General features: G+C 74.9%; 6 protein-coding genes. 2 read left to right on the plus strand and 4 right to left on the minus strand.

What is annotated here, in order from left to right; genetic code table 11:
• Positions 1 to 4: 4 nt before the first annotated feature.
• Positions 5 to 1,624, minus strand: a complete 1,620-nt coding sequence (locus tag ABD308_RS09300) for an outer membrane protein assembly factor BamB family protein (protein WP_344330643.1) — start codon at positions 1,622 to 1,624, stop codon at positions 5 to 7.
• A 145-nt stretch (positions 1,625 to 1,769) separates the two neighbouring features.
• Here ABD308_RS09300 and ABD308_RS09305 point away from each other — a divergent pair, with 145 nt between their 5' ends.
• Entirely contained in the window at positions 1,770 to 2,426 is a 657-nt protein-coding gene (locus ABD308_RS09305; RefSeq protein ID WP_344330644.1) for an NADPH-dependent F420 reductase, read from the plus strand.
• A 66-nt stretch (positions 2,427 to 2,492) separates the two neighbouring features.
• On the opposite strand, the gene ABD308_RS09310 is transcribed toward ABD308_RS09305, so the two are convergent.
• Positions 2,493 to 8,024 (minus strand): non-ribosomal peptide synthetase/MFS transporter, encoded by a 5,532-nt coding sequence (locus tag ABD308_RS09310; protein ID WP_344330645.1) that lies wholly within the window; start codon positions 8,022 to 8,024, stop codon positions 2,493 to 2,495.
• Between the two features lie 103 nt (positions 8,025 to 8,127).
• Entirely contained in the window at positions 8,128 to 13,128 is a 5,001-nt protein-coding gene (locus ABD308_RS09315; protein ID WP_344330646.1) for an amino acid adenylation domain-containing protein, read from the minus strand.
• 424 nt (positions 13,129 to 13,552) lie between these two features.
• On the opposite strand from ABD308_RS09315, the gene ABD308_RS09320 reads away from it, so the two are divergent.
• Entirely contained in the window at positions 13,553 to 13,990 is a 438-nt protein-coding gene (locus tag ABD308_RS09320; RefSeq protein WP_344330648.1) for a YchJ family protein, read from the plus strand.
• A 17-nt stretch (positions 13,991 to 14,007) separates the two neighbouring features.
• Here ABD308_RS09320 and ABD308_RS09325 read toward each other — a convergent pair.
• Positions 14,008 to 14,812 (minus strand): polysaccharide deacetylase family protein (locus tag ABD308_RS09325; RefSeq protein WP_344330649.1); only part of this gene is annotated, 805 nt, incomplete at its 5' end.

Consider the following 14,812-nt stretch of genomic DNA (forward strand, 5'->3'; position numbering starts at 1 on the left):
GCCCTCAGGCGAAGGCGGAGGGGCGGCCGAGGGCGACCAGGTGGTGGTCCTTGGTGCCGACGTAGATGCGGCCCTTGTCGGTGGCGGGGACGGAGAACTTGCTGACGGTGCCGAGGGGGAAGGAGCGGCGCAGCCTCAGGGTGCCGGAGACCGGCACGGCGTCGTAGGCGCGCAGTTCGCCGCCCTCGCCGTACTGGCCGGTGCCGGACCAGATGACCCAGACCAGGGCGGAGCCGCCGCGGGTGCCGTCGGAGGTGACCACGGGTGAGCCGGACATCTTGAGGAAGTCCTCGGCGCTGGTGCCGGCGCTGGTCAGCCGGGGAAGGCCGGCCGCGCTCACCGAGTACTTGAGGGCCCGCAGCTTGCCGTAGTTCTCGACGGTGTAGACGTAGCCGCCGTCGCCGCCCCAGACCGCCGGATGGCCCCAGACGCCGCCGTAGGGGCCGGTGAGGCCGACCACCTTGTCGGTGCCGTTCGGGCCCTGGCCCATGCCGCCGAGGTCGTCGCGGTCGAGCAGGAAGATCCGGCCGTCCTTGCCGACCTGGACCATCAGGCGCGGGTGCGCGGCGGTGCCGAAGCCGGCCGGCAGGGCGACCGGGCCGCCGGAGCCGAGGTCGGTGTCCCGCCTGTCGAGGGTGGCGTTGTTCGTGGGGCTGAAGAAGTCCTCGGGGGCGAAGGAGCCGTCGGCGCGGACGCCGAAGCGGATCACCGACTCGCCGAGGCCGCCGGGCGGGCGGTTGCCGGGCCCGGGGGCGGGTGAGGCGCCGGCGCCCTGGCCGTTGGCGGTGGTGAGGAAGAAGCGGCCGGGACCGTCGGAGACCAGGCCGCCGCCGGACATCCAGACCGAGGCCCGCTGGGTGTCGGAGCCGGCGACGGTGGAGAACAGGGTGAGCCCGCGGGTGCGGGTGTCGAGGCCGGCCACCATGCCGATGTAGTCGCCGATGCCGCAGAGCGAGCCGAAGCCGAAGTAGAGCCGGCCGTCGAGCAGCAGCAGCCCGGCGCGCTGGAGGGAGCGGTAGGCGTTGAACGGCTTGCCGGGGGCGTTGACCGGGTCGCCCTGGACGGTGACCGGCCAGCCGCTGCGCTCGGCGCCGGTGCGGGCGTCGAGGGCGTGCACGTAGTGGTGCGGGTGGTGGTCGTCGGGGCCGTCGCTCACCTTGCTGGTGAGGTAGACGGTGCCGGTGGCGGGGTCGTACACCGGGGTCGAGGTGGTGCCGACGTTGGGGCCGGGGTCGGAGCAGCCGATCGCGGCGGAGGGCCAGGCCGGGCCCATCTCGCGGTGCCAGACGATCCTCCCGGTCCTGGCGTCGACGCCGTACACGTGGTTGGTCTCGGTGGCGGTGACGACGAGGTCGCCGATCACCAGCGGCTGGGCGAAGACCTGGCCGTTGAGCTGGGTGGAGAAGCGGACGCCGAAGTCGGACCTGTCGACCTCGGCGGGGCTCAGCAGCGGCTCGGCGCGGTCCCAGGCGGTGCGGTCGGTGCCGAAGGAGACGGTGGTGACGTCGGCGCGGGCGGTGCCGGCGGCGAGCGGGCCGAGCAGGGCGAGGCCGGTGAGCAGCGCGGCGGCGCGCGGCAGGCGCCGGGGCGGGCGGACGGTGCGGTTCCGGACGGTGCGGTTCATGGCGCCATGGTTCGGCGGGCCGGGCGCGGTCACCAGCGGGCTGGTCCACTCGGCCGTCGGCCGTTCGCGGCGTTCGCGGGACCGGGCGGGCCCCGGTGATCTATGGTCGGTGCGGCAGAGGTCCGAGTGACAGGGGGTACGGCTGATGCGGTACGGAATCATCGGGACGGGCGGGGTCGCGCGGACGATCGCGGACAAGCTGGTGGCGCTCGGCCACGAGGTGACGCTCGGTTCGCGCGGCAAGGACAACGAGGCCGCCGCGGCGTGGGTCGGGCAGGCCGGGGCGAGCGGCCACCACGGCACGTTCGCGGAGGCCGCGGAGTTCGGCGAGGTGCTGCTGAACGCCACCCCGGGGACGGTGGCGGTGGAGGCGCTGCGGGCGGCGGGGGCGGAGCACCTGGCGGGCAAGCTGCTGATCGACCTGTCCAACCCGCTGGTCTTCGGGCCGGACGGCGGGCTGACGCTGGACCCGGTGAACACCGACAGTGTCGGCGAGCGGATCCAGCGGGAGTTCCCCGAGGCGCTGGTGGTGAAGACGCTCAACACGCTGACCGCGCCGCTGATGGTGGACCCGGCCCGGCTGGAGGGCGAGCACAACCTGTTCGTGGCCGGGAACGACGCGGACGCCAAGGCGCGCACGGTGGCGCTGCTGGGTTCCTTCGGGTGGCCGGCGGAGTGGGTGATCGACCTGGGCGACATCACGGGGGCCCGGGCGATGGAGATGATGATGCCGTTCTGGATCCGGCTGATGGGGGCGTTCGGCACGGCGGAGTTCAACTACGCCTTCAAGCGCGCCCGGTAGCGCGACGGCGGCGCCCCCGTCCCTCCTGCGCCGAGGAGGGACGGGGGCGCGTCCGCGCGGGTGCTGCTACCGGCGGCCGGTGGAGGCGTGCACCCGGTCGTCCGAGTCGTCGTCCTCGACCGGTTCGGGCGTGCCGGAGGGGTGCGGCACCCGGGCGGAGCCGGGTGCGCGGCGGCCCTTGCGGGCGGCCTCGGCGAGGGCGAGCTGCCGGTCGGCCTCGGCCTGGATGGCGTCCTTGTCGCCGATCTCGGCGTCCGGCAGCGCGTCCGGGAGGATGTCCTCCAGCAGCCGCAGCGGCCGGTAGGCGAGGCCCAGCAGGCCCCAGACCGTGAGGATCAGGCCGACCACCACGAGCAGCAGTCCGGCGCCGCGGCCCGGTCCGGTGCCGAGCACCAGGCCGACCGAGTCGGCGAGCGCGCCGCCGGGGCGCATCAGCGGCTCGAAGACGTGGTCGGAGAGCGGGCCCGCGGTGAGGAAGCCGAGCGGCATCATCGACATGGCCAGCATCTGGTTGGTGGCCAGGACGCGGCCCTGGAGCTCCATCCCGACCTTGGTCTGGATCAGCGACATCCAGTGCGAGTTGAGGATCATCATGGCCGCCCAGAGCACGAAGAGTCCGCAGGCGGTGAGGGCGGTCTCGGGGCGGCTGCCGGTGAGGACGGCGGCGAGGCCGACCACCGAGGTGAAGCCGATCATGCCGATCGTGCGGCGGCGGGTGCCGCCCCACAGGCCCATGGCCAGGGCGCCGATCATCGCGCCGAGGCCGCCGAGGGCGGTGATGACGCTGAGCTGGAAGGGCGTTCCGTTGGCCAGCACCATCGGGGTGATCAGCACGGTGGCGACGGCGAACAGGTAGTTGAACACCACGAAGAAGACCACCATGGCGACCAGGCTGTGCCGGCGCGCGATGTACCGCCAGCCGGTGACCACCTCGCGCAGCAGCGGCTCCTCCTGCTTGTCGAACATGGCGTCCGGGAAGCGGACCAGCAGCAGGCAGGTGACGCCGATCAGGAAGGTGGCCATGTCGAACAGCACGACGCCGTGCAGGCCGACCAGGGAGACCAGGACGCCGCCGGCCAGGATGGCCATCATGTCGCCGGCGCCGGTGCCGAGCTGGGCGAGGCCGTTGGCCTGGCCGAGGTAGCGCTTGGGCACCAGTTGGGTGATCGCGGCGAGGTAGGCGGGCCGCTGGAAGGCTCCGCAGGTGGAGCCGATGCAGGCCACGATGTAGATGTGCCAGACCTCCAGGAGGTCCGTCCACAGCAGGACGCCGAGGCCGAGCATGCCGGCGGCGGCCACGGTGTCGGTGACGATCATGATCTTGCGCCGGTCGACCCGGTCGGCGATCGCACCGGCTATCGGCAGCAGCAGGACGGCCGGCAGCACCGCGATGAACGAGATCATCGCGAAGTCGAAGGCCGAGTCGGTCTGCTGGTAGACCCAGACGCCGAGGGCGAAGGTGGAGAGGCTGGTGCCGATCATCGAGACGAACTGGCCGATCGCCACCTTGGCGAAGGTGCCCAGTTCGGCCTTGGCGCCCGGCCGCTTGGCCTCGACCTGCTCGGCCACCTCGCCGGTGGCGGCGAACCGCGCCAGCACCCGGGCGAGCTCGTCGGCCTGGTGCTTGAGGAAGTAGTGCCCGGCCCGCGGGACGACCGCGAGGTCGACGCTGTCGCCGAAGTGCTCCCACTCGGCGTACCGCTCCTCGTAGAGCTGGGTGGCGCGGTCCTTCTCGCCGACCACGCACAGGATCGGGGCGTCGATCCGGCGCGGCCGCTCGTCCCCGTAGGCGCGGGTGTAGAAGTCCTCGGCCTGGCGGACGTCGTGGCGCAGCGCCCGGACCAGGAAGTCCTGTTCGGCCTGGTCGTAGACGTCGGTGAAGCCGCCCATGGCGCGCAGGTACTCAAGGTAGCCGCGGTTGGACAGCGCCCGGTCACCGGGCATCCGGCGGGCCATCCACTCGGCGAAGCGGCCGGGCAGCCGGGCAGCCGGGAAGGTGCCGCCGAGCGCGAGGCCGCGCAGGTCGACGCCGGCCGCCTCCAGCCGGGAGCCGAGGGCGGTGGCGAGCGCCCCGCCCAGGCAGTGGCCGTAGAGCAGCACCGGTCCTTCGACGCGCTCCAGCACCTGGGCGGTCAGCGTGTCGGCGAGCGCGTCGAGTTCGGCGAGCTCGTCGTCGGGGCGGCTCGGGTCGTGGCCGGGCAGCTCGACGGCGTACAGCCGGTGCCCGTCGGGCAGCGCGTCGGCGAGCGGCTGGAAGGTGATCGGGCTGCCGCCGCCGTAGGGGACGCAGACCACGTTGATCCCGGCCGGGGCGTTGCCGCGGGTGAGCTTGTGCAGCAGGGTGCGCGGGCCGTCGTCGGCGGTGCCGCCGGCCTTGGCGTCGATCAGCGCGGCGAGCTCGCGGACGGTGGGGTGCTGGAACAGGTCGATGACCGACAGGCCGTCACCGATCAGGCGCACGGCGCGCACGGCGGAGAAGGAGTCGCCGCCGAGCGCGAAGAAGTCGTCCGCCGCGCCGACCTCCTCGGCCTCCAGCACCTGGCGGTAGACGTCGGCGACCTTGTGCTCGGTGTCGGTGGTCAGTTCGCCGCCGCCGGAGACCGGCTGGGCGGCGACCGGCTCGGGCAGGGCGGCCCGGTCGACCTTGCCGTTGGCGTTCAGCGGCAGGGCGTCCAGGACGACCAGGGCGGCCGGGACCATGTAGTCGGGCAGCCGGGTGCGCAGCGCGGCGCGCAGCTCGCCCGGGTCGGGCGCGGCCGCCGGGTCGGCGGGCACCAGGTAGCCGACCAGGGAGCGGGCGGCGCCCTCGCCGCGGGCGACCACGACGGTCTCGCGCACCTCGGGGCGGGCGGTCAGCTCGGCCTCGACCTCGCCGATCTCGACCCGGAAGCCGCGGATCTTGACCTGGTGGTCGATCCGGCCGAGGAACTCGACGGCGCCGTCGGCGCGGCGGCGGACCAGGTCGCCGGTGCGGTAGCAGCGCCGGCCGTCCACCTCCACGAAGCGCTCGGCGGTGAGGTCGTCGCGGCCGAGGTAGCCACGGGCGACGCCGCCGCCGGAGACGTACAGCTCGCCGGGGACGCCGAGCGGGACCGGGCGGCGGCGGGCGTCCAGCAGGTGGGCACGGACGTTGCCGAACGGCCGGCCGAGCGGCGCGGTGGCCGCGTCGCCGAGGTCGGCGGGCACGGGCGTGCCGAGCATCGAGACGGTGGTCTCGGTGGGCCCGTAGTGGTTGTGCAGCGGCAGGTCCGGCCGGGCGGCGCGGATCCGGGCCACCAGGTCGGGCCGCAGCGCCTCGCCGGCGCAGATCAGCAGCCTGGCGGGCAGGATCGCGCCGAGGCCGGTGCCGTGCGCGGCCAGGCCCTCCAGGTGGCTGGGGACCAGCTTCATGGCGTCGATCCGGTGCTCGGCCGCGTAGGCGGCGAAGGCGTCCGGGTCGGTGGCCTGGTCGCGGGTCAGCAGGTGCAGGCAGCCGCCGGCGGTGAGCGCGCCGAACACGTTGGTGGTGCCGAGGTCGGCGGCGAAGGTGGAGACCAGCGCCCAGTTCCAGCCCCGCTGGTCGCCGCCGATCCGCTCGCGCAGGCCGTGCAGGTAGTTGCGGTAGTTGCGGTGCTCGACGGCGACGCCCTTGGGCGCACCGGTGGAGCCGGAGGTGAAGACGAGGTAGCAGAGGTGCTCGGGACGGACGTCCGCCTCGGGCGCGTCGGCGCGCTCCTCGCCGTCCGGGACGACCACCGGCAGGTCGCCGGTGAGCCGCTCGCGCAGGTCCTCGGTGGTGACGACGGCGGCGGCCCCGGCGGCGTCGAGCAGGCCGTGGATGCGCCCGTCCGGGTAGACCGGGTCGAGCGGCAGGTAGGCGCCGCCGGCCTTGAGGATGCCGAGCATGCCGACGATCAGGGCGGCGGAGCGCTCGACCAGCAGGCCGACCGGGCGGTCCGGGCCGACGCCGTGCGCGCGCAGCCGGTGGGCCAGCGCGTTGGCGCGCCGGTCGAGTTCGGCGTAGCTGAGCACGCCGTCGGCGCCGCGGACGGCGGGCGCGTCGGGGGTGCGGCGGGTCTGTTCCTCGACGAGGCCGTGCAGGGTGGCGTCGAGGTCCCAGCCGCGCAGGGTCTCGTCGTCCCAGGCGGCGAGCTGCCGCTGCTCGGACGGGGTGAGCAGAGGCAGGTCGGCGGCCGGGCGGTCGGGGCCGGCGGCCATCGCGTCGAGCACCGTGGTGAGGTGGCCGAAGACCCGGCGGACGGTGGCCTCGTCGTACAGCTCGGTGCGCCAGATCAGGTCGGCGGCGAGTTCGCCGCCGGTGTCGACGACGGCCACCGACAGGTCGAACTTGGCGGTGTCGGTGCTGATCGGCCGCCAGTGGACGGTGTGTCCGGGCAGTTCGGGGCGGGCCTCGGCCTGGTTGTGGACGTTGAGCAGGACCTGGAACAGCGGGGTGTGGGCGAGTTCGCGCTCCAGGCCGAGGGCGTCGATCAGCCGCTCGAACGGCAGGTCCTGGTGGGCGTAGGCGCCGAGGGTGGCGTCCTTGACCCGCTCCAGGAGTTCGCGCACCGTCGGGTCGCCGGAGAGGTCGGTGCGCATCGCCAGGGTGTTGACGAAGCAGCCGACCAGCGGCTCGGTCTCGCTGCGGGTGCGCCCGGCGATCGGGGTGCCGACGGTGACGTCCTCGCTGCCGGTGTAGCGGCCGAGGACGGTCTGCAGGGCGGCCAGCAGCACCATGTAGACGGTGGTGCCGGTCTGTTCGGCGAGGGCGCGGACGTGGCGGCTGCGCTCGGCGCCGTACTTGGGGGTGAACCGGGCGCCCGCGGTGCCGGCGACGGCGGGCCGCGGCCGGTCGGCGGGCACGGTGACGGTGGCGGTGGCGCCGCGCAGGCGCTCCTGCCACCAGGCCTGCTGGCGGTCGAGTTCGGCGGCGAGTTCGGTCTGCTGCCAGTGCGCGACGTCCGCGTACTGGACGGGCAGCGGCTCGAACGCCGGGGCGGCGCCGGTGCGCCGGGCGCCGTAGGCGGTGGCGAGGTCGCCGAAGAGCACGCCGATCGACCAGCCGTCGGCGGCGATGTGGTGCAGCACCAGGCTGAGCACGGCGCCGTCGCCGGTGCGCAGCAGCGCGGCGCGCAGCGGCAGGTCGGCCGCGAGGTCGAACGGGCGCTGGGCCTCGGCCTCCAGCCAGGCGTCGACCTGGTCGGCGGGGACGTCGGCGGTGGTGAGGGTGAGCCGGTCGGCGGGCAGCGCCTCGGGGCGCACCTCACCGTCGGCCTCCGGGTAGACGGTGCGCAGCACCTCGTGCCGGGCGAGGACGTCGGTGAGGGCGGCGCCGAGGGCGGCCTCGTCGGGCTCGCCGTCGAGGTGCACGGCGAGCGGGATGTGGTAGGCGGCGCTGTCCGGCTCGTACTGGGCGAGGAACCACATCCGGCGCTGGGCCGAGGAGAGCGGCACCGGGGTGCCCTCGGGGCGCGGGGCGATGGTGTGGCGGTCGGTGCCGCCGGCCGCGGCCGCCGCCTTGGCGGCCTTGGCCTTGGCGAGGCGGCGGCGCAGCAGTTCCTGCCGTCTGGCGGCCGGATCCGGTTCCGGGACGGCCCCGGTGGTGTGCTGGTCGGTCATGCGGGCTCCCCCGTTCGGGCGCCGGTGTCGCCGGCGGCCGGGCGTGCGTTGGTGGTTCCGGACCCTCCGGTGTCGCCGGTGGGTGCGGAGTGGGTGCGGTGGGTCACTGGGCGCTCCCGGCGGTCTCGTCGAGGTCGAGGTCGTCGCCGAGGTCGTCGAGGTCGTCGATCTCCTCAAGCAGGCGTTCCTCGACGCGGCGGGCCAGGGCGGCCAGGGTCCGGTCCTCGAAGACGACGCGCAGGGGCAGTTCGGTTTCGAAGGTGTCCCGGATCCGGGCGAGCAGCCGGGTGGCGAGCAGCGAGTGGCCGCCGAGCGCGAAGAAGTCGTCGTGCCGGGAGACCCGTTCGACCTTGAGGACCTCGGTCCACAGGTCGGCGAGCAGTTCCTCGCAGTCGCCCTCGGGCGGGGCGCCGGCGCCGCCGAGCCGCGGCACGGGCAGGGCGGCCCGGTCGACCTTGCCGGCCGGGGTCAGCGGCAGCGCGTCGAGCAGGACCAGGCCGGCGGGGACCATGTAGTCGGGCAGCCGCTCGGTCAGGGCGGTGCGCAGCGCGTCCTCGGTGAGGCCGGGGGCGACGGCGTAGCCGGCCAGGGCCGGGCCGGCCGGGGTCTCGACGAGCCGGGCGGCGCCCGCGGTGACGCCGGGGACGGCTGTGAGCGCGGCCTCGATCTCGCCGAGCTCGATGCGGAAGCCGCGGAGCTTGACCTGGGCGTCGGCGCGGCCGTGGTACTCCAGGCGGCCGTCGGCGCGGCGGCAGGCGAGGTCGCCGGTGCGGTACATCAGGGCGTCGTCGGTGCGGCCGGGTTCGGCGGTGAACCGTTCGGCGGTCAGGTCGGGCCGGCCGTGGTAGCCGAGGGCGACGCCGGCGCCGGCGATGCAGAGCTCGCCGATGCCGTTGACCGGCACGGGCTGCCCGGAGGGGCCGAGCAGGTGCAGCCGGGTGTTGGCGATGGGCGTGCCGAGGGCGACGACGCCGCTGTGGGCGGCGTGTTCGGGGGTGACCCGCTGGACGGTGGACCAGACGGTCGTCTCGGTCGGGCCGTACAGGTTCCACAGCGTGCCGACCCGGCCGAGCAGGGCGCGGGCGAGGTCGCTGGTGAGCGCCTCGCCGCCGCACAGGGCGGTCAGCCCGGGGCGGCCGGCCCAGTCGGCCTCCAGCAGTGTCCGCCAGGTGGCGGGGGTGGCCTGGAGGTGGGTGACGCCGTGCTTGTCGAGCCAGGCGCCGAGCGCGGCGCCGTCGGTGGCGGTGGCGCGGTCGGCGATCTCCACCCGGGCGCCGGTGACCAGCGGCAGCCACAGTTCGAGGCCGGCGATGTCGAAGGTGACGGTGGTGACGGCCGCCATCACGTCCTGCCCGCCGAGGCCGGGTTCGCGGCCCATCGAGGTCAGGAAGTTGACGATCGCGCGGTGCGGCACGGCGACGCCCTTGGGGCGGCCGGTGGAGCCGGAGGTGTAGAGCAGGTAGGCCGGGTCCTCCGGGCCGACGGTGACGGCCGGCGCCCCGACGGGGGCGGCGGCGTGCTCGGGGCCGTCCACCAGGACGCTCTCGCGGCCGTGCAGCAGTTCGTCGCCGGCGGTGGCGGTCTCGGCGACCAGCAGGGTGACGCCGGCGTCGTCGAGCACGCCCTGGTTGCGGGCGAGCGGCTGGTCGACGTCGAGCGGCAGGTAGGCGGCGCCGCAGCGCAGCACGCCGAGCAGGGCGGCGGGCAGCAGCCGGCCGCGTCGCACCGCAACGGCGACGAGGCTGCCGGGGCCCGCGCCGCGGGCGGCCAGCAGGTGGGCCAGCCGGTCGGCGGCGGCGTCGAGTTCGCCGTAGGTCAGGGTGCCGTCGGCGGCGGACACGGCGGGCGCGTCCGGGGTGCGGGCGGCCTGGGCGGCGACCAGTTCGTGCAGCCGGGCGTCGGGGATCGGCGCCTCGGTGCGGTTGGCCGGATCGTCGGCCGCCCCCTGCCCGTACACGCCGTCGGCGGCGGAGCGCATGGCGAGCTCGGCGAGCGGGCGGTCGGGCTCGGCGACGGCGGCGGCGAGCAGCGCGACCAGGTGGTCGAGGGCGGCCCGCACGGACCGTTCCTCGTAGCGGGAGGTGCGGTACTCGGCGGACAGCAGCGGGCCGTCGGCCGGGAACTCCAGGAACAGTGAGAGGTCGGTCTTGGCGGTGCTGTTGCACACCTCCGCGACGAACGTCAGGTCCAGGCCGGGCAGCTGGACGCCGGCCACGGGGTGGTTCTGGACGGCGAGCAGCACCTGCGAGATCGGCGAGGCGGTGAGGCCGGGCGAGCCGCCGTAGCGCCGGGCGTGGTCGACGAAGGGGTGGCCGCTGTGATCGGCGGCCTCCAGGACGGTCGGGCGGACCCGGGCCACCAGCTCGCGGAAGGTGTCGGCGCCGGACACGTCGAAGCGCAGCGCGATGGTGTTGATCAGCGAGCCGATCACGGTCTCCAGCTCGGGCACCGGGCGGACGGCGAAGGGGCTGAGCACGGCGACGTCGGTGCGGCCGGTGTAGCGGTGCAGCACCCCGCCGAGCGCGGCGAGCATCACCATGTAGAGGCTGGCGCCCTCCTGGGCGGCCCACTTCTCGACGCCGGAGACGAGGCCGGCGTCGAACCGGCGGGCGATCCGGCGGCCGGCGATGTCCTGCGGGTTGGGGTGCGGGCGGTCGCCGGGCAGGTGCTGATCGCCCTCGACGCCGCGCAGCCGCTCGGCCCAGCGCTCGGCGCCCTCGCGGCCGGCCTCGACGTCACGCAGCTCCCAGCGGGCGACGTCCGACAGCTGGATCGCGGGTTCGGGCAGTTCGCCTTCCCGCAGGGCACGGGCGGCCTCGGCGAGCAGCAGACCGGCGGCCCAGCCGTCCGCCGCGGCGTGGTGCACGGTGAGCAGCAGTTCGTGCCGGTCCGCGCCGACCCGTACGGCGAGGGCCCGCAGCAGCCGGCCGCCGGCGAGGTCGAGCGGGCGGGCGGCCTCGGCGCGCAGCGCGGCGTCGAGGGTCTCCTCGTCGGGGGCCTGCCCGTCGGGGCCGGTGAGGTCGAGCAGCGGCACCTCGACCGGGTACGGCGGACGGACGTCGGCGACGGCGTCGTCGTTCTCGCCCGGGTTCGGGTCGCCGTACAGGGCGGTGCGCAGCGACTCGTGGCGGCGGACGACCTCGGTGAGCGCGCGGCCGAGGGCCTCGCGGTCGAGGGCGCCTTCGGCGCGGATCCGCACCGGCACGTTGTAGAGCGGGCTGTCGGGCTGCACGGATTCGTGCAGCCACAGTTCGCGCTGGAACTCGGTGGCGCGGGCGGGCAGTTCGGCCTCGCGCTTCGGGGGCTCGACGGAGGCCCGGCCGCCGCCGCCGTTGGCGACCCGCACCGCGAGGGAGGCGATGGTCGGGGCGGCGAAGAACTCGGCGAGCGGCACCCGGGTGCCGAACTCGCGCTCGATCCGGGCGAGCAGGCCGGCGGCGAGCAGGGAGTGGCCGCCGAGGTCGAGGAAGACGTCGTGGACGCCGACCTCGGGGACGCCGAGCAGGCCCTGCCAGAGTTCGGCGATCCGGGCCTCGACGGGGGTGCGGGGGGCGACGAACAGGCCGTGCCCGGCGCGGCTGCGGGCGACCGGGGGCAGCGCCTTGCGGTCGGTCTTGCCGTTGGGGGTGAGCGGCATCCGCTCCAGGACGGCGACGGCCAGCGGCACCATGTAGCCGGGCAGGGCGGCGGCGCAGTGGGCGCGCAGCTCGGCGGGCGCCGGCTCGGCGGCGCCGGCGGCGGGCTGGACGAAGGCGGCCAGGTAGTCGCCGGCCTCGTCGCGCTGGACGACGGCGGCGGCGGCCTCGACGGCGGGGTGGGTGGCGAGCACGGCCTCGATCTCGCCGAGCTCGACGCGGAAGCCGCGCACCTTCACCTGGTGGTCGACGCGCCCGTGGTACTCCAGGTCGCCGTCGGGCAGCCGGCGGACCAGGTCGCCGGTGCGGTAGCAGCGCAGGCCGTCGACGTGGACGAAGCGCTCCTCGGTGAGGTCGGGGCGGCCGTGGTAGCCGCGGGCCAGGCCCTCGCCGGAGAGGTGGAGCTCGCCGATGCCGCCGTCGGGCACGGGCGCCCGGTGCTCGTCGAGGACGTGGCCGAGGGTGCCGTCGAGCGGGCGGCCGATGACCGGCTCGCCGGTCCCCTCCCGGTCGACCAGCGACCACGTGGAGTAGACGGTGTCCTCGGTGGGCCCGTACAGGTTGTAGAGGCGCTCGACGAGGGGCTGGGCGTAGACCTTGTCGGCGACGTGCCGGGGCAGCGCCTCGCCGGCCAGGTTGACCACGCGCACGCCGCCCGGCAGACCCCCGCCGCCGGGAAGGCCGTCGCCGCGCAGCAGCGCCGCCATCGCGCTGGGCACGGTGTTGATCAGGGTGACCTCCTCCCGGGCGGGCAGCTCGGGCAGCGCGAGGGCGTTCTCGGCGACGACGAGGGTGCCACCGACGGAGAGCGGCAGGAACAGCTCGTACACCGAGATGTCGAAGCACACGGAGGTGCTGAACAGCACCCCGGCGAGGTCGGCGGCGGTGTAGGTGTCGGCGGCCCAGCGGAGCAGCGCGTTGACGCTGCGCTGGGTGACCGCGACGCCCTTGGGGCGGCCGGTGGAGCCGGAGGTGTAGAGCACGTAGGCCAGCGCGTCGGTGGCGGCGTCGCCGGTGGTCGGGCGGTCGGCGGCCGGGTCGAGCGCGGCGGCGGGGCTCTCGCCGTCGACGTACAGGAGGGTGGCGCCGGCGCCGTTCAGCAGGTGCTCGTGGGCGCGGTCGGTGACCACGACGGGGGCCTGGGCGTCGCCGATGACGAGTTCGAGGCGGTCCCGCGGATAGGCGGGGTCGAGCGGCACGTAGGCGCCGCCGGCCCGCAGCACCGCCAGCAGGCCGATCACGAGGTCCGCCGTCCGCGGCAGGCAGACGCCGACCAGGGTCTCGGCGCGGACACCGGCGGCGGCCAGCCGGCCCGCCACCGCGCCGGCCGCGGCGTCCAGCTCGCGGTAGGTCAGCCGGCGCGTGCCGTCGATCACGGCGGTGGCGTCCGGGGTTCGTCTGACCTGTGCGGCTATCAGGGCGGCCAGCGGAGCGGCCGGATCCAGCGGGGGAAGTCCCGTTGAACTCATCACTCTCTCCCGAGGGGTGCTGCTGCACCGACTTGTGGTCGGCGAGAAATGGGCGGTGTGCCCTGGGAGATGGTGGGGTAAAGATCTACGAATCACCAGCACATTTCCGTCACTCGTTCGATATGCCGGAAAGATCACCTTCTTCTCTCCCGTCAGCGGTGCTGAAGCGTGACGGTTCGTTGGCGATTTCTTACGGATTGTCAGCCCCGCCGGCGCCCCCTTGGCAGCGACAGTTCGGACCGCTACGGTCTTGGCCAACGGTCCGTCAGCTACGCCACCCGTGCGCACTGGCGACGCCGCAAGCAGATTTCCGGACTTTGGCTTGTCCGAGGACGGTCAATCATGGGACGACACGAGGACTCCCGGGAGGAGACGTTCCGGGACCGGACGCCCGGCGCCCCCGTGAGGCGCCAGAATGGACCCCATGTCCCGACGCCGATCCGCCGCCCGCGCCACCGCCCCCGCGCCGCGCCTGCTGCCCTCCTCGCCCTGCCCCTGCGGCCTGCCCGCCAGCTACGCCGAGTGCTGCGGCCGGCTGCACCGCGGCCAGGCCGCCGCGACCACCGCGGAGGCGCTGATGCGTTCGCGCTACAGCGCCTTCGCCGCCCGCGACGAGGCCTACCTGCTGCGCACCTGGCACCCGGACACCCGGCCGGACTCGGTCGACTTCGACCCGGGGCTGCGCTGGCTGCGGCTGGAGGTGCTCTCCAGCACCGAGGGCGGGCCGTTCCACGGCGAGGGCACGGTGGCCTTCCGGGCCCACTACACCGAGGGGCGCGAGGAGGGCGTCCTCACCGAGCACAGCCGGTTCGTGCGGCACGAGGGCGCCTGGGTCTACCTGGACGCCCTCTCGCTCGACTGAGCCTCCTTCGGCCGCCGCTACAGGTAGTCGTCCAGCCGGGCCAGCGCGAAGCCCTGCGCGGTCACCTCGTCGACCACCCGGCGCAGCAGGTCCGTCATGCTGCCCGGCCACAGGTCGGTGCCGCGGAAGTGGGTGAGGATGATGTCGCCCGGGTGGAGCCGCTGGTCCTCGTAGCGGTACTCCATCCGGTCCGGGAACGCCTCCTCGTTCCACAGCGGCACCGCCTCGATGCCACAGGAGGCGGCCGCCCGCAGGGTGTCCTCGTTGTACTCGCCGTACGGCGGGCGGAACAGCCGCGGGCGGGTGCCGATCTGCTCCTCCAGCTGGTCCTGCTGGCGGCAGATCTCCTCGCGCTGGGTGCCGTAGCCGAGCAGCTTGAGGTTGCGGTGGTTGATCGTGTGGTTGTTCACCGCGTCGCCCTGGGCGGCGATCCGGCGGAAGTAGCCGTAGTCGGAACGGGCCAGGTAGTCCGCGACGAAGGTGGAGAGCGGGATGCCCAGCTCGGCGGCCATCGTGGTGAACTCCGGGTCCTTCTCCGCGCCGTCGTCCACGGTCAGGAAGACGATCCGCTCCTCGGTGGGCACCCGGTAGACCACCGGCGGCAGCCCGTCCGCGAGCTTCACCCCCTGGGCGGCGAACAGCTCCGGCCGACCGGCCGGGCTCGACGGGGCGGGCAGCGGCGGCCGTGCCAGCCCCCAGCGCGCCGCGGTCTCCAGCACCGCCCTGGCGGCCTCCGCCTTGCGGGCCACGGCCTCGCGGCTGCTCTCCTCCTCCGCCCGGGCCGGCCCCGGCAGCACCAGCGGCGCCGCGGGCGGACGGGGC

It is taken from the genome of Kitasatospora putterlickiae (assembly GCF_039527695.1).
Classification (GTDB): Bacteria; Actinomycetota; Actinomycetes; order Streptomycetales; family Streptomycetaceae; genus Kitasatospora; species Kitasatospora putterlickiae.

Coding starts and splice junctions, on each gene's coding strand:
- ABD308_RS09300 (WP_344330643.1), bottom strand. CDS start 1,624: ATGAACCGCACCGTCCGGAACCGCACCGTCCGCCCGCCCCGGCGCCTG.
- ABD308_RS09305 (WP_344330644.1), top strand. CDS start 1,770: ATGCGGTACGGAATCATCGGGACGGGCGGGGTCGCGCGGACGATCGCG.
- ABD308_RS09310 (WP_344330645.1), bottom strand. CDS start 8,024: ATGACCGACCAGCACACCACCGGGGCCGTCCCGGAACCGGATCCGGCC.
- ABD308_RS09315 (WP_344330646.1), bottom strand. CDS start 13,128: ATGAGTTCAACGGGACTTCCCCCGCTGGATCCGGCCGCTCCGCTGGCC.
- ABD308_RS09320 (WP_344330648.1), top strand. CDS start 13,553: ATGTCCCGACGCCGATCCGCCGCCCGCGCCACCGCCCCCGCGCCGCGC.